General features: G+C 68.5%; 20 protein-coding genes and 1 pseudogene. 12 read left to right on the top strand and 9 right to left on the bottom strand.

The window, feature by feature from the left end; translation table 11 throughout:
• The first annotated feature begins 65 nt into the window (after positions 1-65).
• Positions 66-992 carry a LysR family transcriptional regulator gene (locus tag RJ1_RS15500; protein WP_073361242.1) on the top strand — a complete coding sequence of 309 codons (927 nt, stop codon included), beginning with the start codon at positions 66-68 and terminating at the stop codon, positions 990-992.
• Here RJ1_RS15500 and RJ1_RS15495 read toward each other — a convergent pair.
• A complete protein-coding gene (locus RJ1_RS15495) occupies positions 989-2,197 on the bottom strand; it encodes an enhanced intracellular survival protein Eis (protein WP_083400474.1) in 1,209 nt (402 codons plus the stop codon). The two genes, RJ1_RS15500 and RJ1_RS15495, sit on opposite strands and share 4 nt — an antisense overlap.
• Before the next feature lie 121 nt (positions 2,198-2,318).
• Between RJ1_RS15495 and RJ1_RS15490 the strand changes: the two genes are divergently transcribed.
• Complete coding sequence (locus RJ1_RS15490; RefSeq protein WP_073361240.1) at positions 2,319-2,996, top strand: YrhK family protein; 678 nt, start codon at positions 2,319-2,321, stop codon at positions 2,994-2,996.
• On the opposite strand, the gene RJ1_RS15485 is transcribed toward RJ1_RS15490, so the two are convergent.
• Positions 2,954-3,862 (bottom strand): dienelactone hydrolase family protein, encoded by a 909-nt coding sequence (locus RJ1_RS15485; protein ID WP_073361335.1) that lies wholly within the window; start codon positions 3,860-3,862, stop codon positions 2,954-2,956. The genes RJ1_RS15490 and RJ1_RS15485 overlap by 43 nt on opposite strands.
• A 193-nt stretch (positions 3,863-4,055) precedes the next feature.
• Between RJ1_RS15485 and RJ1_RS15480 the strand changes: the two genes are divergently transcribed.
• The 6 genes and pseudogenes from RJ1_RS15480 to RJ1_RS15455 all read left to right on the top strand — a co-directional run.
• A complete protein-coding gene (locus RJ1_RS15480) occupies positions 4,056-4,676 on the top strand; it encodes a flavin reductase family protein (protein WP_073361238.1) in 621 nt (206 codons plus the stop codon).
• Positions 4,673-6,133: a 4-hydroxyphenylacetate 3-hydroxylase family protein gene (locus RJ1_RS15475; protein WP_073361236.1), complete on the top strand. Its 1,461-nt coding sequence runs from the start codon at positions 4,673-4,675 to the stop codon at positions 6,131-6,133. Before RJ1_RS15480 ends, RJ1_RS15475 begins: the two co-directional genes overlap by 4 nt.
• Positions 6,130-6,543, top strand: coding sequence for a RidA family protein (locus RJ1_RS15470; protein WP_073361234.1), 414 nt, complete (start codon positions 6,130-6,132; stop codon positions 6,541-6,543). Before RJ1_RS15475 ends, RJ1_RS15470 begins: the two co-directional genes overlap by 4 nt.
• Positions 6,540-7,211: a DUF1028 domain-containing protein gene (locus RJ1_RS15465; RefSeq protein WP_073361232.1), complete on the top strand. Its 672-nt coding sequence runs from the start codon at positions 6,540-6,542 to the stop codon at positions 7,209-7,211. The genes RJ1_RS15470 and RJ1_RS15465 overlap by 4 nt, the downstream gene beginning before the upstream one ends.
• A complete protein-coding gene (locus RJ1_RS15460; RefSeq protein WP_073361230.1) occupies positions 7,208-8,362 on the top strand; it encodes a M20 family metallopeptidase in 1,155 nt (384 codons plus the stop codon). The genes RJ1_RS15465 and RJ1_RS15460 overlap by 4 nt, the downstream gene beginning before the upstream one ends.
• A gap of 19 nt (positions 8,363-8,381) precedes the next feature.
• Positions 8,382-9,670 (top strand): annotated as a pseudogene (locus RJ1_RS15455) (aspartate ammonia-lyase); the annotation flags it as partial.
• Between the two features lie 44 nt (positions 9,671-9,714).
• Here the strand turns inward: RJ1_RS15455 and RJ1_RS15450 are convergent.
• Both RJ1_RS15450 and RJ1_RS15445 read right to left on the bottom strand, forming a co-directional pair.
• Positions 9,715-10,122 (bottom strand): VOC family protein, encoded by a 408-nt coding sequence (locus tag RJ1_RS15450; protein WP_073361228.1) that lies wholly within the window; start codon positions 10,120-10,122, stop codon positions 9,715-9,717.
• 179 nt (positions 10,123-10,301) lie between these two features.
• Positions 10,302-11,720, bottom strand: coding sequence for a purine-cytosine permease family protein (locus tag RJ1_RS15445; RefSeq protein WP_073361226.1), 1,419 nt, complete (start codon positions 11,718-11,720; stop codon positions 10,302-10,304).
• Positions 11,721-11,865: 145 nt separating this feature from the next.
• Between RJ1_RS15445 and RJ1_RS15440 the strand changes: the two genes are divergently transcribed.
• Together RJ1_RS15440 and RJ1_RS15435 are read left to right on the top strand one after the other, a co-directional pair.
• Positions 11,866-12,609, top strand: a complete 744-nt coding sequence (locus RJ1_RS15440; RefSeq protein WP_073361224.1) for a DUF429 domain-containing protein — start codon at positions 11,866-11,868, stop codon at positions 12,607-12,609.
• Positions 12,610-12,720: 111 nt separating this feature from the next.
• Entirely contained in the window at positions 12,721-13,176 is a 456-nt protein-coding gene (locus RJ1_RS15435; protein WP_073361222.1) for a tellurite resistance TerB family protein, read from the top strand.
• Positions 13,177-13,218: 42 nt separating this feature from the next.
• Here RJ1_RS15435 and RJ1_RS15430 read toward each other — a convergent pair whose 3' ends face one another.
• Both RJ1_RS15430 and RJ1_RS15425 read right to left on the bottom strand, forming a co-directional pair.
• Entirely contained in the window at positions 13,219-16,491 is a 3,273-nt protein-coding gene (locus tag RJ1_RS15430) for an arabinosyltransferase domain-containing protein (protein WP_073361220.1), read from the bottom strand.
• A 331-nt stretch (positions 16,492-16,822) separates the two neighbouring features.
• Positions 16,823-17,455 carry a DUF4232 domain-containing protein gene (locus RJ1_RS15425; protein WP_073361218.1) on the bottom strand — a complete coding sequence of 211 codons (633 nt, stop codon included), beginning with the start codon at positions 17,453-17,455 and terminating at the stop codon, positions 16,823-16,825.
• A gap of 163 nt (positions 17,456-17,618) precedes the next feature.
• Between RJ1_RS15425 and RJ1_RS15420 the strand changes: the two genes are divergently transcribed.
• On the top strand, positions 17,619-19,043 hold the full coding sequence (locus tag RJ1_RS15420) for an aldehyde dehydrogenase family protein (protein WP_073361216.1): 1,425 nt from the start codon (positions 17,619-17,621) through the stop codon (positions 19,041-19,043).
• A 161-nt stretch (positions 19,044-19,204) separates the two neighbouring features.
• Positions 19,205-20,002 carry an SDR family NAD(P)-dependent oxidoreductase gene (locus RJ1_RS15415; protein ID WP_073361333.1) on the top strand — a complete coding sequence of 266 codons (798 nt, stop codon included), beginning with the start codon at positions 19,205-19,207 and terminating at the stop codon, positions 20,000-20,002.
• Here the strand turns inward: RJ1_RS15415 and RJ1_RS15410 are convergent.
• The 3 genes from RJ1_RS15410 to RJ1_RS15400 form a co-directional block, all read right to left on the bottom strand.
• Complete coding sequence (locus RJ1_RS15410) at positions 19,996-21,378, bottom strand: flavin monoamine oxidase family protein (protein WP_073361215.1); 1,383 nt, start codon at positions 21,376-21,378, stop codon at positions 19,996-19,998. The two genes, RJ1_RS15415 and RJ1_RS15410, sit on opposite strands and share 7 nt — an antisense overlap.
• Before the next feature lie 179 nt (positions 21,379-21,557).
• Complete coding sequence (locus RJ1_RS15405; RefSeq protein WP_073361213.1) at positions 21,558-22,628, bottom strand: LLM class flavin-dependent oxidoreductase; 1,071 nt, start codon at positions 22,626-22,628, stop codon at positions 21,558-21,560.
• 1 nt (position 22,629) lies between these two features.
• On the bottom strand, positions 22,630-23,928 hold the full coding sequence (locus RJ1_RS15400; RefSeq protein WP_073361211.1) for an O-acetylhomoserine aminocarboxypropyltransferase/cysteine synthase family protein: 1,299 nt from the start codon (positions 23,926-23,928) through the stop codon (positions 22,630-22,632).
• Between the last annotated feature and the right edge of the window lie 135 nt (positions 23,929-24,063).

The following is a 24,063-nucleotide window of genomic DNA, read 5'->3' as shown; positions in this document are numbered from 1 at the left end:
TGTCGTGGGTGGCTCCCCGGTCGGAGACCTGCGATCCTGGTGGCCTCAGATCCCGAGGAGAGCGCATGCAACGACGACCCGACGTGACGTTCACCCAGCTCAGGTATTTCGTCGAGGCCGCGAACTTCTCCAGCATGACGAAGGCCGCCGACGAACTGATGGTCGCGCAGTCGGCGGTGTCCTCGGCGATCTCTCAGCTCGAGCACCAGATCGGCACTCAGCTCTTCATCCGGCAACGGTCGCGCGGGCTGGTTCTCACGGCGGCGGGGGAGGAGATGCTCCGCGACACCCGCAGCGTGCTCGCCCACCTCGGAGAGGTGCTCGACGCGGCGCGCGGCCACGAGGACAACGTCCGGGGCACCGTCCGGCTGGCCTGCTTCGTCACCCTCACCCCGTTCATCCTGCCGACGCTGATCTCGGACCTGCGCGATCAGCACCCCGACCTCGAGGTGGAGGTGGTCGAGACCCAGGCGGAGGCGGTGCGGGCGGCGCTGCGGAACGGCACCGCCGAACTGGCCCTCACCTACGACCTCGCGCTGGGCGACGACATGGAGACCGAGACCCTCGGCGTCGCGAGGCCCCACGTCATCCTCCCGCCGGACCACCGGCTGGCCGGGCACGACGCGATTGCGCTCGCCGACCTCGAGGGCGAACCCATGGTGCTGCTGGATCTGCCGAGCAGCCGCGACTACTTCCTGGCGATGCTGTCGGGGTCGGGTGTCACGCCGTTGGTCCGGTACCGGTCGGCGAGTTATGAAACGGTGCGCGGACTCGTCGCCCGCGGCCACGGCTTCTCGATCCTGAACCAGCGGCCCGCGGAGGGCCGGACCTACGACGGCGGACGGGTCGCGACGGTGCCGATCGCCGACGACGTTCCGGGCCTCCCGGTGGTGCTCGCCCGGCTGAAGGGGGTGCGGAGCACGGCGCGGGCCCGGGCCGTCGCCGAGCGGGCGCGGGCGGTGTTCGCGCAACAGGCAGGTGCGTCGGGTTAGAACGCCCATCCCATCTGGGCGTCGCGGTCGGAGCCGAACGCGCTGTCGAACCGGTCGAGTGTGTCGGCGTCGGCGGCCCACAGCCGGTTCGCGGCCGCGAACGTCCGCGCCCGGTGCGCCCCGAGATACAGGCTGCCCAGCACGTCGAGGTCGAGCACCAGGTGGGGAGTTGCGTCGGTCCGGGTGCACACGGCCTTGCCGTCCCGCACGGTGAGCGCGAATCGGCCACCCGCGTCCAGGAACCCGTCGTCGACCTGGACCACCACGTCGAGGTCGCGGCGATAGGTGCGGGCTTCCAGCGCGGCCGGCACCTCCATGATCCGCACCCACAACTCGTCGTGGCGTGACGTGGTGCGCACCAACCGGCCGTCGCTCAGCAGATACGGCAACGGGTCCTCGGGGGTCAGATTCGCCTCGACGCGGCGCACCAGGTCGAGCCCGAGCAACGCCCGCCACAGCGCGGCATGCGCCGCGGCGCCGACGGTCCGGATCTCCTCCACGCGGGCCACCGATCCGCTGTCGCCGGAGACGCGGCGGTAGAGCACGTAGCCGTCGGGGTGCACCAGTCCGAAGTGGGCTGTGCCGCCGCCCCGCTCGCTCTCCCGGTCGGCGAAGATCCGATTCCACACGATCGCCGGCCGCACCTGCGCTCCCGGCGTCATCGCCTGCCAGCGGTCGTAGACGTCGGTGAAGGCGGGCCGCGCCTCGGCCGGATGCACCATGCGCACCCCGCCCGGGTCGGGTGCGTTCCGGTGCGGGGTCGCGAAGCGGCGGTCGATGCTCACCGTCGCCTCGACCGTCGCGGGCCCGTACCCGAACCGTCCGTAGATCCCGCCTTCGCTGGCGGTGAGAATCGACAGCGGCGCCCCGGACTCCCGGATGCGAGCGTGGTGCTCGGTGTACAGGGCGCGGAGGATACCGCGCCGGCGGTGGGTGGGCGCGACCGTCACCGCCGTGATACCCGCCGCCGCGACGCTTCCGCCGCCGGGGACGGTGACGGTCATGGGAATGTCCATGGTGGCGCCGACCACCTCGTCGCCGTCGAGAGCGATGATCGGCGGCTCACCGCTCACGAGTTGCTTCCAGTGCGCGGTGAATTCGGCGGTCTGCGGTGTCAGGAAACAGATCTCGTTGAGCACGGTGATCTTCGGCCAGTCCTGTTCGGTCGCAGCTCTGATCGTGATTCCGTCGTCGCTCGTCATCATCCGACACTGACACACCCCGCGCGGACTCGCAGCCGAATTTCCGTGCCCGGCCTTGACCCGGTGAGTGTCTTCGGAGAGTCTGAGATCCTGCCGACCCGGGTGGTGAGGGGGTGACGTCACGGTGTCGAACGACCACACCTCTCCCGCACCGCGCCGAACGCTCCGGCTGCGCCGGGAGTCCTGGGGATTCGTCATAGGCTCCTTCCTGTTCGGGATGGCGGCCACGCGGATGTACGGGGACGCGGTCGGCCCCGAGATCGACAACATCACCTACTTCGTCGGATCCCTGTTCTTCACCACCGCCGGGTTCATCCAGTTGCTGCTCAGTGGCAGACCGGTACCCGGGGAAGAATCCGAGACGGTCGAACGCTACGACTGGTGGGCGGCGCTGATCCAGTTCGTCGGCACCCTCCTGTTCAACGTCAGTACCGGCGTCGCGCTCATCCAGGGGCTCACCGTCGAACAGGACCGGGTGTGGGGGTGGCGGCCCGACATCTTCGGGTCGACGGCCTTCCTCGTCGCCAGCGCTCTGGCGGTGGTGGCCACCACCGAAACCGACAAGTTGTGGGATCCGCACGCCCGCAACTGGCGCAGTACCTGGTTGAACATGCTCGGGTCGGTCGCGTTCGGGGTGTCCGCGGTGGCCGCGTTCATCGTGCCCGGCACCGGCGCGCTGGAAAACGCAACGGTCGCCGATCTGGGGACGTTCGTGGGCGCGCTGTGTTTCCTCGTCGCCGCACTGCTGATGCGCCCGCCTCACCCCACGTATTCGCCGAACCAGGCGAGGACACGTTCGTAGGCCTCCGCCGCCGCGGCCGCGTTGTAGCGGGGCCCGGTGTCGTTGAAGAACGCGTGATCGGCACCCGGAACCGTGACGTTCTCGTGCGGCAGCCCCGCCTTCGCGAGTGCCGCGGCCGCGGCGTCGCGGGACGCGTTCACCCGGGCATCCAGTTCCGCGTAGATGGCGAGGACCGCGGCCTTCGAGCCGGAGAAGTCCGCGCCCTCGGGCAGGGGACCGTAGAAGGGGACGGCGGCCGCCAGTCGCGGTTCGCCGGACGCGAGGAGTTGCCACACCATGCCGCCGCCGAAGCAGAACCCGACCGCCGCGTACTTCTCGTCCGGTACCCGGCGCGCCAGTTCGTCGACGCCGGCCTTCATGTCGGCGACGAAGCGCTCCGGCGGCACCGTGGCCAGCGCGGCGGTGGCCTGAGCCTGGTCGGTGAAGGTCGCCGTCCCGCCCTCCTCCGAGAGCAGATCGATGGCCAGTGCGGGGTATCCGGCACCGGCGAATCGGCCCGCCACCGAACGGATGTGGTCGGTCAGGCCCTTGTTCTCGTGCACCACCAGAACCGCTCCGCGGGGCTCGGCCGCTTCGGCCCAGGCCCCCTGCAGGACCAGCCCGTCCGGACCGGCGAAGGTCACGGCTTCGGTTCCGACGGCGTCGGCCATGCCCGGTGGCGGCGGCGTCGCCCCTCCAGGTGTCACCGGAGCCGAGGTGGACGACTCCCCGTCGCCGTCCGTGGAGCAGGCGGCCAGTAACGACGACGCCGCCGCCACACCGAGGCCGATGAGTCCGAGTCTTCGCAGCGCCTCGCGGCGGGACAACAGTCCGTCCGCATGGTCGATCGCGATCTCTTCGGCAATGTAGCGCTGCAGTGGCGTCATGATCGTCCCCGTCCGCATCGGCTGATGTAAGGAATTATCCCTGGTCGACGCCGTGATCGACATGCCTTCGCCCCGCATCGATTTTCCTTATGCAGTGCGCCACTTATCTGTGTTGTACAGATTTCGCCGTGCGCCCCAAGATTGGTTCCACGGCACGAACTCCTCGCTCACCGCACACAGAAAGGAGCCCGTCATGCCGATCGCTGACCGTCACGCAGCCGTCGAAACGACGGCCCGAACATCGGTGGCCCCACCGATTCCGGACAGCTCGACCGCGAACTTCGTCACGGCCATGGGCGCCGTCGCGACCGGAGTCACCGTCGTCGCGACCGACGGTCCCGGCGGCCGGACGGCGCAGACCGTGAGCGCGATGTGCTCCGTCTCGGCCGATCCGGCGCTCGTGCTGGTCTGCCTCCACGGACGCAGCCCCGTCAACGACGCGATCTCCGAGAACGGCGTCTTCTGCGTCAATGTGCTTGCCACCCAGCACGATCACGTCGCAGACACCTTCGCCGGCCGGCCCTGGCCCGGCAAGCAGCGGTGGGACTTCACGTGCGGGCACTGGACCGTCGCCGAATCCGGCTCACCGCGCGTGCACGACGCGATCGCGTCCTTCGACTGCACCGTCCACGAGGTCATCGAGGCGGGCACCCACCGCATCTACATCGGCCGGGTCGCCGCCGTCGAGACCCACCCCGGCGATCCGCTCGTATACGCCTCCCACACCTACAGCACGCCCGCAGCATTCGAACCTTCCACCTTCCCCGACTACCCGGACGCACACCCCGCGCCGAGGACCAGGAGCACGAAATGATCCGCACCGGAGACGAATACAGGGATTCCATCAGGGACGGCCGCGAGGTCTGGGTCGACGGGGAACGCGTCAAGGACGTGGCGAACCACACCATGTTCAAGCCGATCGTCGACGTGCGGGCACGCATCTACGACCTCGCGCACGAGGAGGCCACGCAGGACGCGATGACCTACGTCGACCCCGAAACCGGTGAACGCAACGCCATCGCCAACAAGCTTCCCCGCACCCAGCAGGACTGGCTCGACAAGCGCGCCGCCGTCGACCTGGTCCTGGACGACACCCGAGGAGTGGTCACCCGCGTCGGCGACGAGACCATCGGCGAGATGTGGTCGCTGTTCGACGGCCAGGACGTCCTCAACGAGGTCGACCCGCGCTTCTCGGAGAACATCCGCCGCCACCTCGAGCGCTCGGTCCGCGAGGACCCGTTCCACGTGTCGGCGAACACCGACCCGAAGGGCGACCGGTCGAAGGCGCCGCAGGACCAGGACCCCGACATGCTCCTGCACGTGGTGAAGGAGACCGACAACGGGATCGTCGTGCGCGGCGCGAAATACGAGACCGCGGCCGCCTACTCCAACCAGGCGTTCACCAAACCCACCATCGCCAACTGGGGCAACAGCGAATTGTCCGACTACGCCGTCGGATTCGTGCTCGACATGGGCGCTCCCGGGCTGAAGTACATCTCCCGCAACGGGTTCGCCGGCCGGGCGCCGTCCGCCGACTACCCCCTCGCCAACCGGGTCGACGAGGTCGAATCCCTCGTCGTGTTCGACAACGTCGAGATCCCCTGGGAAGACGTGCTGTTCTACCGGCACACCCGCGCCGCCACGTTCATCCGTTCCACCCTGCACCGCTACAGCGCGTTCCCGTTCGTGCAGCGCACCCTGCACCTCGCCGATCTGATGATCGGATCGGCGCTGTGGAACGTCAAGCAGAGCGGTCTCGAGAAGCAGCAGGCGGTGCAGGAGAAGCTCGCCCAGCTCGCCTGCTACCGGGAGACGATCAACGCCCACCTCACCGCGGCGATCTCGCTCGCCGAGCCGAGCCCCGGTGGCCTGCTCATGCCCAACCAGTCCCTGCTCTACACCGGCCGGGTGATGGCGCTCAGCCAGCTGCCCGCGATGATGCACATCGCCCGGGAGCTGTGCGGCGGCCAGATCTGCATCACCCCGGACGCCGCCACGTTCGCCGACCCGGACGTCGCGCCGTGGCTGGAGAAGTTCTACTCCATCAACGACAACTGGGTGGCCGACGACCGCCGCAAGCTCCTCGCGTTCGCCCGCGACCTGCTCAACAGCGACTACGCCGGGCACCGACTGACCTTCCAGCTGTTCGCCCAGTCGCCGCCGTTCGCGCAGCTCGCGGCCGTGTACCGCAATTTCGACTTCGACGGCCCCCTCGGGCTGGTCAAGGCCGCAGCGGGGCTGTCGGACAACGTCGACGGAGGTGCGGCATGACCACCCACACCCGCATCCGCCCGTTCAACACCCGCGACACGTACCCGGAGCAGAACCTGGACAACGACCTCGCGCAGGCCGTCGTCGCCGGCGGCGTCGTGTACCTGCGCGGCCAGATCGGGCAGGACCTCGACACCCGCGAGTCCGTCGGGATCGGCGACGTCGAGGCCCAGGCCGAGAAGGCGATGGCGAACATCGCGATGCTGCTGAAGGAATCGGGCAGTCGCCTCGAGGACGTCGTCAAGGTCACCGTCTACCTGGTCGACGTCCGGTACCGGGAGGCGGTCTACCGGGTGGTCGGGCGCTGGCTGAAGGGTGTGCACCCCGTCTCCACCGGCATCGTCGTCGACGCCCTCGCCCGGCCCGAATGGCTCGTCGAGATCGACGCGACGGCAGTGATCAGCTCATGACCTTCTCACTCGTCGCCCGCGATTCCGGAGGCGCGTTCGGCATGGTCGTCTGCTCCTCCAGCCCCGCCGTGGCCTCGCGCTGCCTGTACCTGCGGTCCGGGGTCGGCGTCGTCGCCTCCCAGAACGTGACCAATCCGCGGCTCGGGCCGGTCGGACTCGACGCGCTCGCGGCGGGCGAGAACGCGGAGACGGCACTGAAATCCGCACTCTTGCAGGAGAAATTCCCGGAGTATCGGCAGCTGGTCGTCGTCGACGCGGACGGCGGCACCGCGGTGCACTCCGGGGCGCAGACCCTGGGCATCCACAGCAGCGCGCAGGGCAGCGGCGCCGCCGTCGCCGGCAACATGCTCCGCGACGAGGGCGTCATCCGGTCGCTGCTGTTCGGTTACGTGTCCAGCACGGCCCCGACCTTCGAGGGCAGACTGCTCGACGGTCTGACCGCGGCCGTCACCGCCGGCGGCGAGGCGGGGCCCGTGCACTCGGCGGGACTTCAGGTGGTCGAGGACGTGCCCTGGCCCGTCACCGACCTGCGGGTCGACTGGCACGGCGACCCGGTCGGCGAACTGCGCCGGCTGTGGACGGTGTGGGAACCGCAGAAGCGGGACTACCGGGTGCGCGGCGTCGACCCGACGGCCGCCCCGTCCTACGGCGTGCCAGGTGACCTGTGACCGCCGGCGCGGACGCCGCGATTCGTGACGGAGCCCGGCGGGCCGAAGAGCGGATCCTCGCTCTGTCGCACGATCTCCACGCTCACCCGGAGGTCGCGTGGGAGGAGGAACGCTCGTGCGTCCGGGTCGCCGGGGTGCTGTCGGACGCCGGGTTCGCGGTGGAGCAGCAGTACGTCGGGCTGCCCACCGCATTCCGCGCGCACGTCGGCTCCGGTCCGCTGCACCTCGCGGTCTGCGCGGAATACGACGCGCTCCCCGGCCTGGGGCACGCGTGCGGGCACAACGTCATCTCCGCCGTCTCGGTGGGAACGGCGCTGGCCCTCGCGCCGCTCGTCGACGACCTCGGCATCACCCTGTCGGTGCTCGGCACCCCCGCAGAGGAAGGCGGGGGCGGCAAGATCGACATGCTGAAACGCGGAGCATTCGAGGGTGTGCACGCCGCCGTCATGGCCCACCCCGGCCCGGTCGACGTCGCCCGGGCCGAGCCGTACGCCGTGTCCCACAGCCACATCCGATACGACGGCAAGGCGGCACACGCCGCGGCCTACCCCGAACGGGGTGTCAATGCGGCCGACGCATTCACCGTCGCGCAGGTCGCCATCGGACTTCTCCGGCAACAGCTTCCGCCGAGCACACGCGTGCACGGCCTGATGACCCGCGGGGGAGAAGCACCCAACGCCATCCCCCAGCGCACCGAAGGTCGCTGGTACGTGCGCGCGGAGACGCTCGACGAGCTGGCCCGGATCGAACCCCGGGTGGTGCGCTGCTTCGAGGCCGGCGCCGTCGCCACCGGCTGTGAACTCACCATCGCCCCGGAAAGCGAACCGTACTCGGAGTTCCGCACCGACGAAGCGCTGCTCGCGTCGTACGTCCGGCACGCCGAGGGGCTGGGCCGGGTGTTCCGCACCGGCGCGGACTCGCTGATGAACCGGGCGTCCACCGACATGGGCAACGTGTCGCAGGTGCTGCCCGCGATCCACCCCTACATCGGCATCGACTCCGCCCCCGCCGTCAACCATCAGGCCGAGTTCGCCGCGGCCAGCGCCGCGCCCGCGGCAGACCGCGCGGCCGTCGACGGCGCCCTGGCCCTCGCACTGACCCTGCTCGACGCGGCGACCGACCCCGGTCTCCGCACCCGTCTGCTCCACTAGTCATCCCGAAGGAAGCCCGATGTCCCGCATCGCCCAGCCCATCCGCACACGCGTCGAACACGACCTGCTGGGGGAGCGGGACGTCCCGCTCCACGCCCACTACGGGATCCACACCCTGCGGGCGCTCGAGAACTTCACCATCACCGGGTCCCCGATCGGCCGCTACCCGGAGTTGGTCGCGGCCCTGGCGTGCGTCAAGCAGGCGGCGGCGGTCGCGAACCAGCGGCTCGGGTTGCTCGACGACCGCCGCGCCAACGCCGTCGTCGCCGCCTGCGAGCAGATCCGGGACGGCGCCCTGCACGACCAGTTCGTCGTCGACGTCATCCAGGGCGGGGCGGGTACGTCGACCAATATGAACGCCAACGAGGTGATCGCCAACCGCGGTCTCGAACTGCTCGGTCACCGGCCCGGCGAATACATGTTCCTGCACCCGCTCGAACACGTGAACATGAGCCAGAGCACCAACGACGTGTACCCCACCGCGTTGAAGGTGGCGCTGCAGTTCGCGATCCGCCGCCTGCGCATGGCGATGGCAGCGCTCGCGGAGGCCTTCTCCGCGAAGGCGGCCGAGTTCGTCGACCACCTGAAGATGGGGCGGACCCAGCTGCAGGACGCCGTCCCCATGACCCTGGGGCAGGAGTTCGGGGCGTTCGCGGTGATGGTCCGGGAGGACGCCGAACGGCTCGAGGAAGCCGCGCTGCTCGTCGCGGAGATCAACCTGGGCGGCACCGCCATCGGCACCGGACTCAACGCCCACCCCGACTACGCGAGGATCGCGTGCGAGGAGCTGCGGGCCGTCACCGGTCTGCCGCTCGCGACCGCCACCGACCTCGTCGAGGCCACCCAGGACGTCGGCTCGTTCGTGCAGTTGTCGGGGGTGCTCAAGCGCTCGGCGGTGAAGCTGTCGAAGATGTGCAACGACCTGCGGCTGCTGTCCTCGGGGCCGCGCGTCGGGCTCGGGGAGATCAATCTTCCTGCGGTGCAGGCCGGCTCGTCCATCATGCCCGGCAAGGTCAACCCGGTCATCCCGGAGGTCGTGAATCAGGTGGCGTCGAGGTCATCGGCAACGACGTCACCATCACCCTCGCCGCCGAGGGCGGCCAGTTGCAGCTGAACGCGTTCGAACCGATCATCGCGCACAGCCTCTTCGCCTCGCTCAGCCACCTGTCCGCCGCCTGCGAGGCACTGACCTCGCGTTGCGTCGTCGGGATCACCGCCAACGTCGCCCACATGCGCGCCGGAGTGGAACGGTCGATCGGCCTCGTCACGGCGATGAGCCCCTACCTCGGCTACGAGACCGCAACGTCCTCCTGCGGCTCCGCCGCCCGTGAGTACTTATTAACCTGGGGCGGTTAAGAAGTACTCACGGGCGGAGCAAAGAACTCGAGCGCGATGTTGTCGGGATCGCGGAACGAGATGCCCGAGCCGTAGTGCGCTGTCTTGATGCCCCCGTGTTCGATTCCGAGGGCGTCGAGGCGCTCCACCCACCGCGGCAGTGCGTCGGGGGAACACTGGAACGCGATGTGGTCGAGTCCGACCTGCCGTTCGTCGAATCTCGTGGGAGCGCCGCTGTCGGGGTGCGTGTGGAGTCCGAAGAGCATCCCGCCGTCGAGCGCGAACACGGTGTGGTGGAAGGTGCCCGACTCCTCGTCTTCGTCGAGTACGGGTGCCGACCCGAACAATGCGGTGTACCAGGCGGTGCTGGCCGGCAGGTCGGACACGGTGATCGCGACGTGGGTGAGGCCCGGGAAACTGGACATCTGCGACAACTTTCTTCTCCGGTGGACTGTCTCCTCTTTCGACCCTAACGAGCCGGCACCGCCATGTGGTCGACAACGAGGAAACCCTGCCCGAGCGGACAGGACGCGAACACCGGCCCCGGCAGCGAACGCACACCGCCCGAGCCTGTAACAGGCTCGGGCGGTGCGGTGTTCGGACTCTACAGCCGCGCGGGTTCACGCGTGGCGGCGGTGGCCTTCGCGTCGGTGGGGCGACCGGAACCGCGCCGCGCCAGAAGCAGGTAGATGGGCCCGGTCACGACCAGTCCGGCCACCCACGACAGGTCGGCGCCGCCGAGGAACGCGGACACCGGGCCGGTGTAGAGCGACGTGGCCATGAACGGAATCTGGACGACGATGCCGAGCAGGTAGGCGGTGATGGCTGTCCAGTTGAACCGGCCGTAGATGCCGCCGTCGAAGCGGAAGATCGAATCGAGGTCGTAGACGCCCTTGTGGATGATGTAGAAGTCGATGAGGTTGATGGCCGTCCACGGCACCAGCACCACCAGCAGCACGACCACCAGATCGACGAAGTGCGAGACGAAGTCGGCCGACAGCGCGATGGCGACGACGGACGCCGCGACGAGGATGATCGTCGAGAGGATCACCCGGGCGCGTGCGGTCGGAATCCAGCGGGCACGGAACGTCTGGAAGGACGTGATGATGGCGAGGACGGCGCCGTAGAGGTTCAGTGCGTTGTGGCTGATCACGCTGAGCAGGAACAGCACCAGCATGATGCTGCCGAGGTTTCCGGTCGTCGCCTTGACTCCGTCCATCGTGCCCATGCCGACGGGTGCGGCGAGCGTGACGACCGCGCCGAACGAGAAGGCCAGGAAGGACCCCAGGGTGCAGCCGAAGTAGGTCGCCCAGAACGTCGACGGCACCCCCACGTCCTTCGGGAGGTAGCGCGAGTAGTCGGATACGTAGGGGGCGAACGCGATCTGCCAGAGCGCGCCGAGCGACACGGTGGCGAGCCACCCGGCGAAGTTGAAGTCGCCGCGCGTGAGGAAGTCCGACGGCAGGTCGCCGGTGAGGATCGCGACGAATCCGACGAGAATCCCGATTCCGAGCACCCAGGTACCGATGCGGTTGAGGATGTGGATCAACCGGTAGCCGATGATGCAGATGACGGCGGAGCCGAGAGCACCGGCGACGATGCCCGCGTCCACGGGGATGCCGTTCACGATCCCGTGCATGGACTGGCCGGCGAGCACGATGTTCGACGAGAAGAACCCGAGATACATGACGGCGGCGATCACCACGATGATGAGCGCCCCGAACGTGCCGAACTGTCCGCGGCTCTGGATCATCTGGGGGATACCCATCTGAGGTCCCTGCGCCGAATGCAACGCCATCAGGGCGCCGCCGGCCAGATGCCCGACGACGAACGCGACGAGACTCCACCAGAGCGAGAGTCCGAACAGGCTGGGACCGAGGGCGCCGGTCACGATCGGGAGCGGGGCGAGATTGCCGCCGAACCACAGCGTGAACAGGTCACGCACCTTCCCGTGGCGATCGGATTCCGGGACGAACCCGATGGTGTGCTTCTCCAGCATCGGGGCGACGTGGTTGTCGGGCATCAATCCTCCGAACGGGGCGCCGGTGCGCCACTTCTAGGCGAGTAGTGGAGACCACAATGGTCGGAGGCACTGAATCTGTACAGAACAACTAACTGATGCGTTGCATCACTTCTTCTGATTCAGCAGTTCGGACTAGCCTGGGTCGATGCGCACCGTGGGAGTCGACCTGGCGGCCGAGCCGAAGAAGACGGCCCTCGCCGTCATCGACTGGACCGACGGCGTCGCCCGCGTCGAGTCCGTTCGGCTGGGCGTCGGTAACGACGCCGTCATCGAGGCCGTCCTGGCCACCGGCAGGACCGGTATCGATGCGCCGTTCGGCTGGCCCGACGCGTTCGTCCGGATGGTGTCCGAGCACCACGCCGGGCGGCTGTCCGCGACCAACGGTCTCGCGAACCGAGAGGGCCGGCGCCCTCTGACCAAACGCCGCACCGACCTCGTGGTGCAGGCCGCGACGGGGATCTCGCCGCTCAGTGTGTCGGCGGATCTCATCGCGCACGTGGCGCTTCGCTGCGCCGGACTCCTCGCGGAACTCGGCGAACTCGGTGTCGACGTCGGACGCGTCGACGGCCGGGTGGTGGAGGCGTATCCGGCGGCCGCGCTGCGCATCTGGGGGCTGGTGTCGCGCGGATACAAGAGCGCGCAGAACCGGGTGACGCTGGGGGAGTTGGTCGACGCGCTCCTGGCGGCCGCGGACTGGTTGGAACTCGGTGCATTCCAGACGCTCTGCCGCGAATCGGACGACGCCCTCGACGCCGTGCTGGCCGCCGTCATCGCGCGGGCCGCGGCCGTCGGCTGCACCGCGCTACCCGACGGTGACGACCGCGAGACCGGAGAGCGGGAGGGGTGGATTCACCTGCCGACGGGAGGCTTGCAGTCGCTGCGGCCGTGACGCGGATTCCTGCGACCTCGCAGGTAGATCGACCGCGGCGACGCCCTCCGGCGAAACCTGGCAAATTGGACACCACACGCACCGTGCGTGGGCACATGAAGAAGGAGTCCAATGGCTTTCTGGGATCAGCTGAAGGCAAAGGCGTTCGAGATGAACGGCCAGCTCAAGACCAAGACGGCACAATTCCAGAACAAGGAGTTCGCCAACGCCAGCATGGCTATGTGCGCCCTCATCGCCGCGGCGGACGGGACCATCGACCCTTCCGAGCGGCAGAAGACCTCGGCGCTGATCACCAGCAACGAGGCGCTGAGCGTGTTCCCCTCGGACGAGCTGAGTCAGAAGTTCGACTGGTACTGCAGCAAGCTGCAGTCCGATTTCGAGTTCGGCAAGATCGAGGCCACTGCCACCATCGCGAAGCTGAAGTCCAAGGAGGATCAGGCCCGGGCCGTCATCCAGATCGGCATCGTCATCGGTGGCGCCGACGGCAACTTCGACCAGCACGAGCGAAACGTGGTGCGCGACGCCTGTTTCGCCGTCGGCATCGCTCCGGAGGAATTCGAACTCTGAGGTGATCGGTGACGCGTCCGGTGCGGGGCGCGTCACCGACGCTCAGTAAGCGGTGATGATCGGCGCCGGATTCCACAGTCCCGAACGCTGGGTCCGGGTGGTGTCGATCTCCGCCGCCGTCGCGTCGGCGTCGAGGGGGGAGTACTGCTCCACTCCGCCCCAGTCGCGGTCCCAGTCGTCCTTCAGGTACGACGGTATCGTTCGGCTCGCCCGCGTCATCTCGATCCAGCCGAGCGGCCCACCGCCGTACCGGTCCTGCCACAGGCTGGTCATGATCGCGCCGGGGCGGTCCGGGAGGATCCGGTACTGGGGAACCTCCGCGACGCCCGTGCGGTGATCGAACGGTCGCTGGCACGGAAACGCAAGTCCCACAGCCCAGTCGATCATCACGGGCGCCTCGGATCCGATGACGTCGTTCAGCGTCTGCGTCCGCGGAACACGCGGCGGTGTCACCGCCAGCCATTGCTGCGGATCGCTGTCCGAGTCCGAGGCCACCAGGCGGATGACGTCCGTATTGCCCGGCAGCGAATCGAGTGGGACGCGCAGATTGCGCCAGGACGGTGCCGGGCCGATATCGATCGGCGTCACCCGCCCGGCCGCCGCGACCGTGCCGTCCGGCTGCGCGGTGCCGTACTCCACCTCGAGGTTCTGGCCGTAGGTGACGACGCCGTCCGCGTCGACGGAGCGGATGCGACCCGCGGCGGCGATGGAGATGATGTCACCCGCCCCGGCGTCCGAGTCGGGATTCGGCAGTCGGTACCAGCCGCTGGTCAGTGACGCGTCGCCCTCGCTGCCGTCACTACCGAGGACCGGCGTGCGGTCGGGGTCGAGTCCGAACGGCAGGGCCACGGCGCTGCCGTTGACACCCACAGCGCCGGCGCCGCCGCCGGTGCCTGCGGCGTTCCTGGACGCGGTCTGCTCGGTGTTGTCGGTCTTGACGGAGTTGGCGACGCCGGCATCCGACGATTCCTCGTCGGCGCTCAGATCTCCGGCGACGCCGTTCGGGGTGAAGCCGACGCTGTCGGTGCCCGCGAGTGCGGTCGCCGTGTCACCGGACAGCGGTTGCAGCAGCGACGCGTTGGGATCGGTTTCGAGCAGGACGTCGTTGGCGAGGCCGCACGGGGCGTCGGTGACGGCGTCGACGTTGGAGCGGGCGAGGGAGAACGCGGGGTACTGCGCGACCGCGCCCTTCGCCATCGACAGCACCTCGAACAGCACCATCGCGGCGGCCGCCACCGTCAAGGGCGGGATCGCCCACAGCCGTCCCGGCCGCGCGGATCCGCTCCGGGTGTAGGGCTCGCGGAAGTAGCACCACGCCGCGATCAGCAGCATCAGCAGAGTCGCGCCGAGCAGGATGGTGCCGGCACCGAGACCGCCGATCGACACCGGTTTGTCCCACCACGGGACGCTGTAACTGGACACGTACCACCACCCGTTGGTGCTGGTGAAACACATCGCCAGCAGGAACAGCACGGCGGCCGCGAACAGGGCGCGGTTGCGCGGCGAGCGCACCACTGCGGTGCTCACCGCCACCGACGCCAGCACCGCGAGCGACCCCGCCAGACCCGCGTAGATGCCGAAGTGATGGGTCCACTTGGTGGGCGTGAACATCATCAGTCCCATCGCGGCCAGCGTGATGCCGATGAGCCGCCGCGATGGTCCGGCCGCGGTCCCGGGGATCCGGCCCCCCTTGCGCAGCATCACCAGGACCGTCACCGCCAGGCACAGCACCATGGCGAACACCCCGAACCGGCGCGACAGCGAACCGTCCACGGAAATGTTCAGCAGGTACTGGTAGCGGAGGTACTCGTCGAACCAGGGGACGTTCGGGCCGATGGCGTGCACGTGCTGCATCTCCAGGACGGCGGCGAGCGTCTGGTCGGCGAACACCGCCACCAGGATCACGGTTCCCGACGCGACGAGCGGTGCCAGCAATGCGATGTATCCCACCGTCTTGGCCCGCGCGATCACGATCTGCAGGATCGGCCGGGCACCCGCGACCAGGGCGCCGAAAGAGATCAACCCGGACGGGCCCGCGGTCAGCGTCGCCGCGCCGACCAGGATCGCCACCGCGGCGGGCAGCAGACGCCGGGTGGCCACGGCGCGTTCCACCGAGCACCACGTGAGCAGGACGCCCACCGCGACGATCGGTTCGGGCCGCAGACCGTTGTTGTACGGGAGCCAGAACGCGAGGAACACCAGGCCACCCGTCCACAGCGCGAGCCGGTTGCCACGGACGGCGGCGCCGAGTCGCGGCGCCACCTCACGGCTGATCACCAGCCACGCGACGATGCCGGCGAGAAGCGCGGGCAGCCGGACGAACGGGCTGGCCGGTGTGATGTTCGCCAGCACCGCGAGGACGTCGTAGTACGGAGATCCGAACGGCGCCTCCGGGACGCCGTACCAGCGGAAGTAGTTGGCCATATAGCCGGCGGCCTCGGACGTGCGGGCCATGTTGAACTGATAGCCGTCGTCGGAGGTGGACGCGCCGATGAAATGCCACAGCACCAGCGTGCCGAGGACGACGGCGTCGACCGCTCCGAACGACCACCAGCGCGTGGGCAGGAATCGTCGGGCCCGGCGGCCGTCGACGTTGTCGAGGCGGTGTAGCGCCACCAGCGCCAGAATCGTCGCGAGCGCGCCCACCACCATGGCCACGAATTTGATCGTCGACGGCGTGGACGAGAAGCGGCTGTCGATCTGCGCGGTCATCTGCAGCCCGTCGGGCACTGGTCCGTCGAGGTCGCTGAAGATGCCCACCATCTGCGGGCGGAGGTCACCGTCGACGACGGTCGGTGCGTCCTGGCCCGCCGTGACGAATCCGGCGGCAGTTCGCGCGGAATCCGAGGACACCACGAGCGTGCAGCCGTCGGGCAGCTGGTCCAGCGGTGACGACAGGAGCACCCGGTTCCGCAGCAGCACCGCGACGCCCGCGGGACCGTCGGCGGTCTCCGGATTCACCTTGGCGACCAGTCCGTACTTCGCGGCGTCGGCGGCTCCGGCGGGGGCGGTGGAAGTCAGGATCCCGCCACTGTCGGCGAGCTCACCGACCGCGGAGCAGGGGATCCGGACGTCGAGGGTCAGCGGCGCATAGGAGACGAGCGGTGCTTCGACGCTTCCGGTGTTGCCGTTCTGCGGCCACGTGAGGGTGGCACTGTCCTGCTCGACCGGAAGGAACGGCAGCGAGAGCGTGAGCAGGATTCCGAAGACGGAGGCGATGACGGCGAGAAGGCGAGCGGAGCGGACCGACTGTCGACGGGGCGACGACTGCGGCGAGGTCCCGATCGGCGACTCGTCCGAGTCGTCTCTGGACACATTCGCCGATTCCAGCCTGCTCTCAGTCACGACGTCGGATAGTACCCATCCGCGCCGATGGTGAGCGAAGGCAAGGAACCGGCCTGGTCAGAGGGCTACCGGTCCCGGCCGGTCACTGAAAGAGGTGTCTCAGGATCCGCGACCGGCGTTCGGCGCGGGTCAGAAGATGATGGTGGTGGTGCCGCGGACCGCGGCGGTGCCGAACCTCGGAATGCACTTCGCGGATGATCTCGAACATGCCTCCGCCCTTCCTTCGGTGTGACCACGGTCAGTAGCCCGACGTTAGGTCGGGAACAGGGGTAGCCGATTCACCCGGGGCGGGTGAACCAGCTCACCCGGTCACGGGCTGCACCGACAGTTGCTTCACGCCGGTCTGCGCGCATCCGGTGGTGGGGTAGGGAAGGAACACCGACCCCGTGTCGTTCGGCGGGTACACCCTGAACCCGGCGACGGGGGTGGGTCCACACGTCTCGGCCGGGTAGTTCTGCACCACTGTCGCGCGCACCGCGGCGGTGGCCCGCGCGCGCGGAGCCACCGTCACAGGAGTCTCCGTCCCGCCGTCCCGGGCTGCGGCGGCCCCCACCTGCGGACCGTCCGGTGCCGCCAGGTACGAGACCCCGGGATACCCGTGGAGGACACAGCTGCGGGTGCCCGTGTTGGTGAACACGATCGGGATCTCCTGCGACCCGGCGGCCCCGCTCGCCTCCCCGAGCGTCACCTGCAGTTCGCCGATGAGGCAGCGGTCGGGGTGCGGTGCGGTCGTCTCGGACGGCGTGGACTCGGATGCGGTGGCCGTTGGCGTCGTCGTGGTGGTCGTCGCCGCGGTCGTCGTCGGGGTGGCGCCGCCGCCGGGCGACGGCTCGGCGGTCCCCGACTCGTCCGTCGACCCACACGCCGACGCGGTGAGCGCGGCAGCGACCGCGACCACCCCGAGAAGGGTGCGTGCCGGTGACTGTGTGCGCATGGATCACTCCTCCTGATGAACGTGCGGCGTACGTCGATGGTCCGCGATCGGTGGCATCCCGGTATGTGGTTCCGGGAGATCGCAATCGCCCCGGGCCGGCGGATCCCGGCCGTAGGCTCTGGGCGGACAAGGATCCGCGACACTTTCACTGGAGGCTGAACCGATGAGCGAAGTTCTGGACCGGACCAAGATCTACATCGACGGATCCTGGGTCGATTCGCAGGGGACGGGCCGTATCGACGTGGTGAACCCGGCCACCGAGGACGTCATCGCGGTGGTGGCCGAGGGCACCGCCGACGACGTCGATCGGGCCGCGAAGGCCGCGCGGGCCGCCTTCCCCGCGTGGTCCGCGCTCAGCGGCAAGGAACGGGGCGAGTACCTCCAGAAGGCCGCCACTCTGATTTATGAACGGCTCGACGACTTCACCGCGCTGGTGTCCCGCGACATGGGCATGCCGCTCGGATTCGCGAAGCCCATCCAGATCGGCATGCCGCTCGCGAACCTCGCCGCCTTCGCCGAATTGGCCGCGACCTACGACTTCGACGCCCACGAGGTCGGCAACTCGCTGATCGTGCGTGAGCCGATCGGGGTGGTCGGTGCGATCACCCCGTGGAACTTCCCGCTCCACCAGGTGGTGCTCAAGGTCGGCGGTGCACTGGCAGCCGGGTGCACCGTGGTGCTCAAGCCCACCGAGGTGGCTCCGCTCGCCACGTACGCGCTCGCCGACATCTTCGACGAAATCGGTGTGCCGGCAGGCGTGTTCAACCTCGTCAGCGGGTACGGACCCGTCGTGGGCGAGGCGATCGCCGGCCACCCGGAGGTCGACATGGTCTCCTTCACCGGCTCCACCCGCGCCGGCAAACGGGTCGCGGTCGTTGCGGCCGAGACGGTGAAGAAGGTGGCGCTCGAACTGGGCGGCAAGTCGGCCAACGTCATTCTCGACGACGCCGACCTGACGAAGGCCGTCACCGACGGCGTCGCCAAGTGCTTCCTCAACTCCGGCCAGACCTGCTCGGCGCTCACCCGGATGCTCGTCCCTTCGGACAAGGTCGACGAGGCGGCCGCCATCGCGGTGCAGGTCGCGCAGAACTACTCCGTCGGCGACCCGACGGCCGCCACCTCCGTGCTGGGCCCGCTGGTGAACTCGAACCAGCTGAAGCGGGTGCGCGGCTACATCGAACAGGGCATCGCGGAAGGTGCGCGTCCGGTCCTCGACGGCCGGGAGACCGGCCAGGACTCCGGCTACTTCGTCGGCCCCACCGTGTTCGCCGGCGTCACCGAGGACATGACCATCGCCAAGGAAGAGATCTTCGGGCCCGTCCTGTCGATCATCGGATACCGGGACGAGGACGACGCCGTACGGATCGCCAACGCAACGGAATACGGGCTCGCCGCCGGCGTCTGGTCCGGTGACCAGGACCGCGCCGACCGCGTCGCACGGCAGCTCCGCGCCGGTCAGGTCGAGGTGAACGGCGGCGCGTTCAACACCAACGCCCCGTTCGGCGGATACAAGCAGTCGGGCATCGGCCGCGAGGCGGGCGTCCTCGGCTTCGAGGAGTTCTTGGAGATCAAGTCGATCCAGCGGTAGGCGGCTTCGCCGCCCGTGCGTGGTTGACGAGTCTCTGGACTCGTTAACCACGCACGGGCGCGGAGAGCAATTGGCCTCACACTGAACCGAATCCGTGACTCCCAACCATCGCGGTCCTACCCTCGAACCGAGGGGTGGACAGCGGAAACGAGGAGAATGACATGGATCTCGGTCTGAGCGGCAAGCGGGCGATCGTCACCGGCGGCAGTCGCGGAATCGGTCTCGCGATAGCGCGCAGTCTCGCGTCGGAGGGGGTCGACGTGGTGCTCGCTGCCAGGAGTGTCGAGGCGCTGGAGTTGGCGGCGAAGACGCTGTCGCAGGAGACCGGACGGCGGGTGCTCGGGGTTCCCACCGACACCGGCGACGACAACTCGGTGCGCGCCCTCGTGCAGCGGACGGTGGACGAACTCGGCGGCGTCGACATCCTCGTGAACGCCGCCGCGACCCCGTGGAGTGCGGGCAAGCCGAGCGACTTCGCGTCCACCACCGACGACGTGGTGCGCGAGGAACTCGAGATCAAGGTGCTCGGATACCTGCGGACCGCCCGGGCCGTGGCACCGCACCTCGTGGAGCAGGGGTGGGGCCGGATCATCAACATCAGTGGACTCGGTGCGCGCCAAGCCAACTCCATCGCCCAGACCGTGCGAAACGTCGGTGTGTCGGCGCTGACGAAGAACCTCGCGGACGAACTCGGACCGCACGGCGTCAACGTCACCGTGGTGCACCCCGGACTGACGCGGACGGAACGACTCGTCGACCGCCTGGCGAAGCAGTCCGAGGACGAAGGTGTGCCGGTGGCCGAACTGGAGTCGCGGCTGGCCACCAACTCGATCCACCGGCTGATCGACGCCGGCGAGGTCGCCGACGTCGTCACCTTCCTGGCGTCACCGCGCAGCATCGCCATCACCGGCGACGCGGTCGCCGTCGGCGGTGGTGTTCCGGGGGCCGTCTACTACTGAGGTCGGGCGAGTGACAGCGCGCCGTCGCGTTCGGTGACCTCCCGTGCGGCGCGCTCACCGGACCGGACGGCTCCGTCGACCCAGCCGCACATCACGGACGAACTCTCCGTGCCGGCCCAGTGAATGCGACCGCAGGGCTCGCGGAGGGTGTAACCGAACTGGGTGAGGACGCCCGTCGGCGCGTGACTGAGCATGCCGCCGCCGGAGTACCGCTCGACGCTCCAGTTCTGCTCGATGTAGTCGACGGGTGACGCCGCCTTGCTTCCGAACCTCGCGGTCAGATCGTCGAGCACCGCCTTTTTCCGCTCCGCCTCCGACAGTCGTCCCAGCCTGCGGGCGACGGGGCCCTCGACGATCACGCACAGAACCCCGGGACGTCCGGTGTCGGTGCCGGCGTCGACGGTGATGGTGGCCGGGGATTCGGGTGCCGCCGACTGCCCCGACAATCCGTCGGCACGCCAGAAGGGTTCGTCGTAGAGGACGGCGATCTTGAAGATGGCACCGCTCGGCATTCTCTGGTGCAGGAAGGATCGATCCATCGGGAGCATGGGTTCGTAGCGGATCTGGCTCGCGATCGCGAGCGGCACCGCGACGATCGCCCGTCGGGCGCGTACCGACATCTCCGCGGAGCGGACGGTCACGCCGTCGCCGTCCTGCGCGATCTCACGGACGGGCTGCGACAGATGGAGCGAGTCGCCGATCTCGGCCGCCATCGGACGGTAGATGGCACCCATTCCGCCGACCGGCCGGGAGTCCTGCGCGCCGCCCTTCACACCGAGAACGAAACCCGGACCACCGCCGGACGCCATCTGGTACAGGACGAACAACATCGACACCTCGGACGCCGCGGACGTGTAGCAGCCGGCGATGGCGGTTTCGAGGAGGTCGTGGGCGGGCTTGGACAACGTGTTGTCGCCGAGCCACTTCGCGAGGCTGATCGAGTCCCACTTGGCGGCCTTCTTCGCCTCCCACGGCGCCTCGAGCGGGATCGTCTTACACATCTCACCGAGTTCGACGAAGACCGCGCCGAGGTTCGCGGCGGCCCAGGGGCTCATCGTCAACGGGATCGTGCCCTGGTACCGGTACTGCTTGCCGTCGACGACCATCATCGCTTCGCCGTCGGTGTACTGCTTGTAGGTCTTGACGCCGAATTCGTCCATGAGGGCGTAGATCCGGTCCTGCCCGGGTCCGACCCATGCGCCGCCCCGATCGATCCACGAACCGTCGTCGCGGACCTCGGTGAAGGTTCGCCCGCCGATCCGGTCACGCGCCTCCAGCAGCGCGACCGATTGTCCGGCCTGTTTCACGCGCAGTGCCGCAGTCAGTCCCGCGAACCCTGCGCCGACGACGCAATAGTCGACCTCGATGTCTGCCATGACAAATCCCCTCGCGCTCGCCCCGCGGCCCTCGTGCGGCCGTATGCAATGGATGCGTCGCGATTAGTCCTGGGGGTGTGAATTCCTCTCTCCGGGAATGAAACCGCCGCGCACAGAACGTATTCATCCTTACTCGCGGGTCGTCGTGCGGTCAAGGGCGTCCCGCCCGTGAGTACTTCTTAACCGCCCGTGGTTAACAAGTACTCACGGGCGGGGACCAGCGGGAACACCTGCTCGGCGATGCGTTCGAGTTCCTCGTGCGCGGGGGAGCACTGGATGAGCAGGAGTGTGAGACCGGCGTCCTGGTACGCGCGGATCTTCTCGGCGACCTGCTCCGGTGTGCCGACGAGGTCGGGCCGCAGTCCGCGGGTGCCGACCGAGTATTCGCGCTTGGACAGCTCGACGTCGAGTTCGGAGTTCTTCACGAACTCCTCGAACGACGCGTACCCGGGCGAGTGGGGGTCGACGGTGGTGATGCGGTCGAGTTCGGCGCGGGCTTCGGCTTCGGTATCGCGCACGATGACGTACGTGGACATACCGAATTCGGCCATGTCCCGCTGGTGGATTCGCTGCGACCGCGCGTTCATGTCCGCGATCTTCGATCGCACCTCGTCGACGGTGCCGCCGTGGAGGACGTACGAGTCGGCGAACGTCGCGATCGATTCACGGCCGCTCTCGCTTTCACCGCCCGCGAAGACCGGCGGGTGGATCGAGGGTTTCGGCGACAGGATCGAGTCGCGCACCGTGAAGTGCTCGCCCTGGTGGGTGAACGGGGTGTGTTCCCACAGTCCGCGGAGAACGTCGACGAACTCGGTGGCCTGCCGGTACCGGTCGTCGTGCCGGGTGAAGGCGCCGCCGTACTGTCGCGCCTCCTCCTCCCACCACGCGGCGACGACGTTGAGCGCGAACCGTGCCGCACTGGCTTCAGTTGTTCCGGCGATGTCGGTGATGGTCGCCGACTCCTTCGCGGTCACCGCGGGCAGGTGGAACCCGGGTCGCACCGCCGTCATCACCCGGAGTTGTTCGGTGACCGCAAGGATCGCCGACGACAGCGACCAAGCCTCGAGGCTGGGTGCGTCGACGCCCTTGCGGTCGTTGAGATAGAGCTCGGGCACGAGCGTGGTGTGATACCCGAGCCGGTCGGCCAGCTGCGAGAGTTGCTTGACGTAGTCCCAGGTGGCGGGCATCCCTTCGTCGCCGAGGTTGCGCAGGAAGCCGCCGTAGATGGGGGTCCAGTAGCCGAAGTGCATGTCATTCCTCCGTGATGGCGTCGAGCGAAGCACGCAGATCGTCGACGAGGTCTTCCAGGTTTTCCAGTCCGATCGACAGCCGGACGGTGCGGTAGCCGAATCCGGCGTCGCGGAGTTGCGCGTCGTCGAGATGGCTGTGCGTGGTGGTGGCGGGGTGCACGACCAGGGAACGGGCGTCGCCGATGTTGGCGACGATGGCGAACAGCTGCAGCGAATCGACGAACTTCGCGACCCGCGAGTCGTCGACGGCGAGATCGAAGGAGAAGACGGAGCCCGCGCCTCGCGGCAGGTACTGCTGGGCGGCGGCGTGCCACCGGTTGTCCGGCAGTCCGGGGTAGTTGACTTTGGCGACGGCGGGATGACCGTCGAGGAACCGGGCGATCGCCAGCGCGGAGCCGACCTGCCGGTCCAGGCGCAGGTCCAGGGTCTCCAGACCCTGAAGCAGCTGAAACGAATTGAACGGTGACAGCGCGGGACCGAGATCGTGGACGAGCTTGGTCTTCGCATACACGAGGTAGGCGCTCCGCTCGCGACCGAATTCCTCCCACAGCACGAGGTCGCCGATCCGGGGGTACGGCTCGGTGAACTGGATCCACCGCTGCGGCTCCGCACCGAAGTCGAACGTGCCGAGGTCCACGATCACGCCACCGAGCGACGTACCGTGCCCACCGATGAACTTGGTGGCCGAGTACACCGCGATGTCGGCGCCGAAGTCCTTCGGGCGGAGCAGATACGGGGTGGCGATCGTGTTGTCGACGATCAGCGGAACCCCGGCCTCGTGCGCGATGTCGGCCACGGCCCGGACGTCGAGCACGGAGGCGACGGGATTGCCGATCGTCTCGGCGAAGAACGCCCGGGTCTCGGGGCGCGCGGCCGCCCGCCAGCCGTCGAGGTCGTCCTGATCGACGAGAGTGACCTCGATCCCGAAGTCCGCGAACGTGTCGGTGAGGAGATCGATCGTCCCGCCGTACAGCTGCCGTGCCGCGACGATGTGCTGCCCCGACTTCGCGAGCGTGAGGAGTGCGACCGCGACCGCAGACTGCCCGGAACCCGTGGCCAGTGCCGCGACACCACCGTCGAGGTCGGCGAGGCGCTGCTCGAACACGGCCTGGGTCGGATTCCCGGTGCGGCTGTACAGGTTTCCCTTCCGCCGCAAAGAGAAGATGTCGCGAGCCTGCTCGAAGCTGCCGAAGTCGTAGGCAACCGATTGGTAGATCGGGGGGATCGCGGTGTTCTGCGCAGTTCCGGGTTGATAGCCGGTGCGGACCTGCCGGGTCGCGAACCCTGTGGTCTCGGGCATCGGTGTGCCTGTCCCTTCGTCGATACTTCTGATGGGGCCTGGGTGAATGGCAAAGCGGGTGAATGGCAGAGCAAAACAAATATGTTCGGAACAAAACACGAAGTACGCCGAGAAGGCACGTGTTTTGTTCTGCTC

The organism is Rhodococcus jostii NBRC 16295 (assembly GCF_001894825.1).
In the GTDB taxonomy this organism is placed as follows: domain Bacteria; phylum Actinomycetota; class Actinomycetes; order Mycobacteriales; family Mycobacteriaceae; genus Rhodococcus_F; species Rhodococcus_F jostii.
This window is presented reverse-complemented; position numbering and strand designations above follow the sequence as displayed.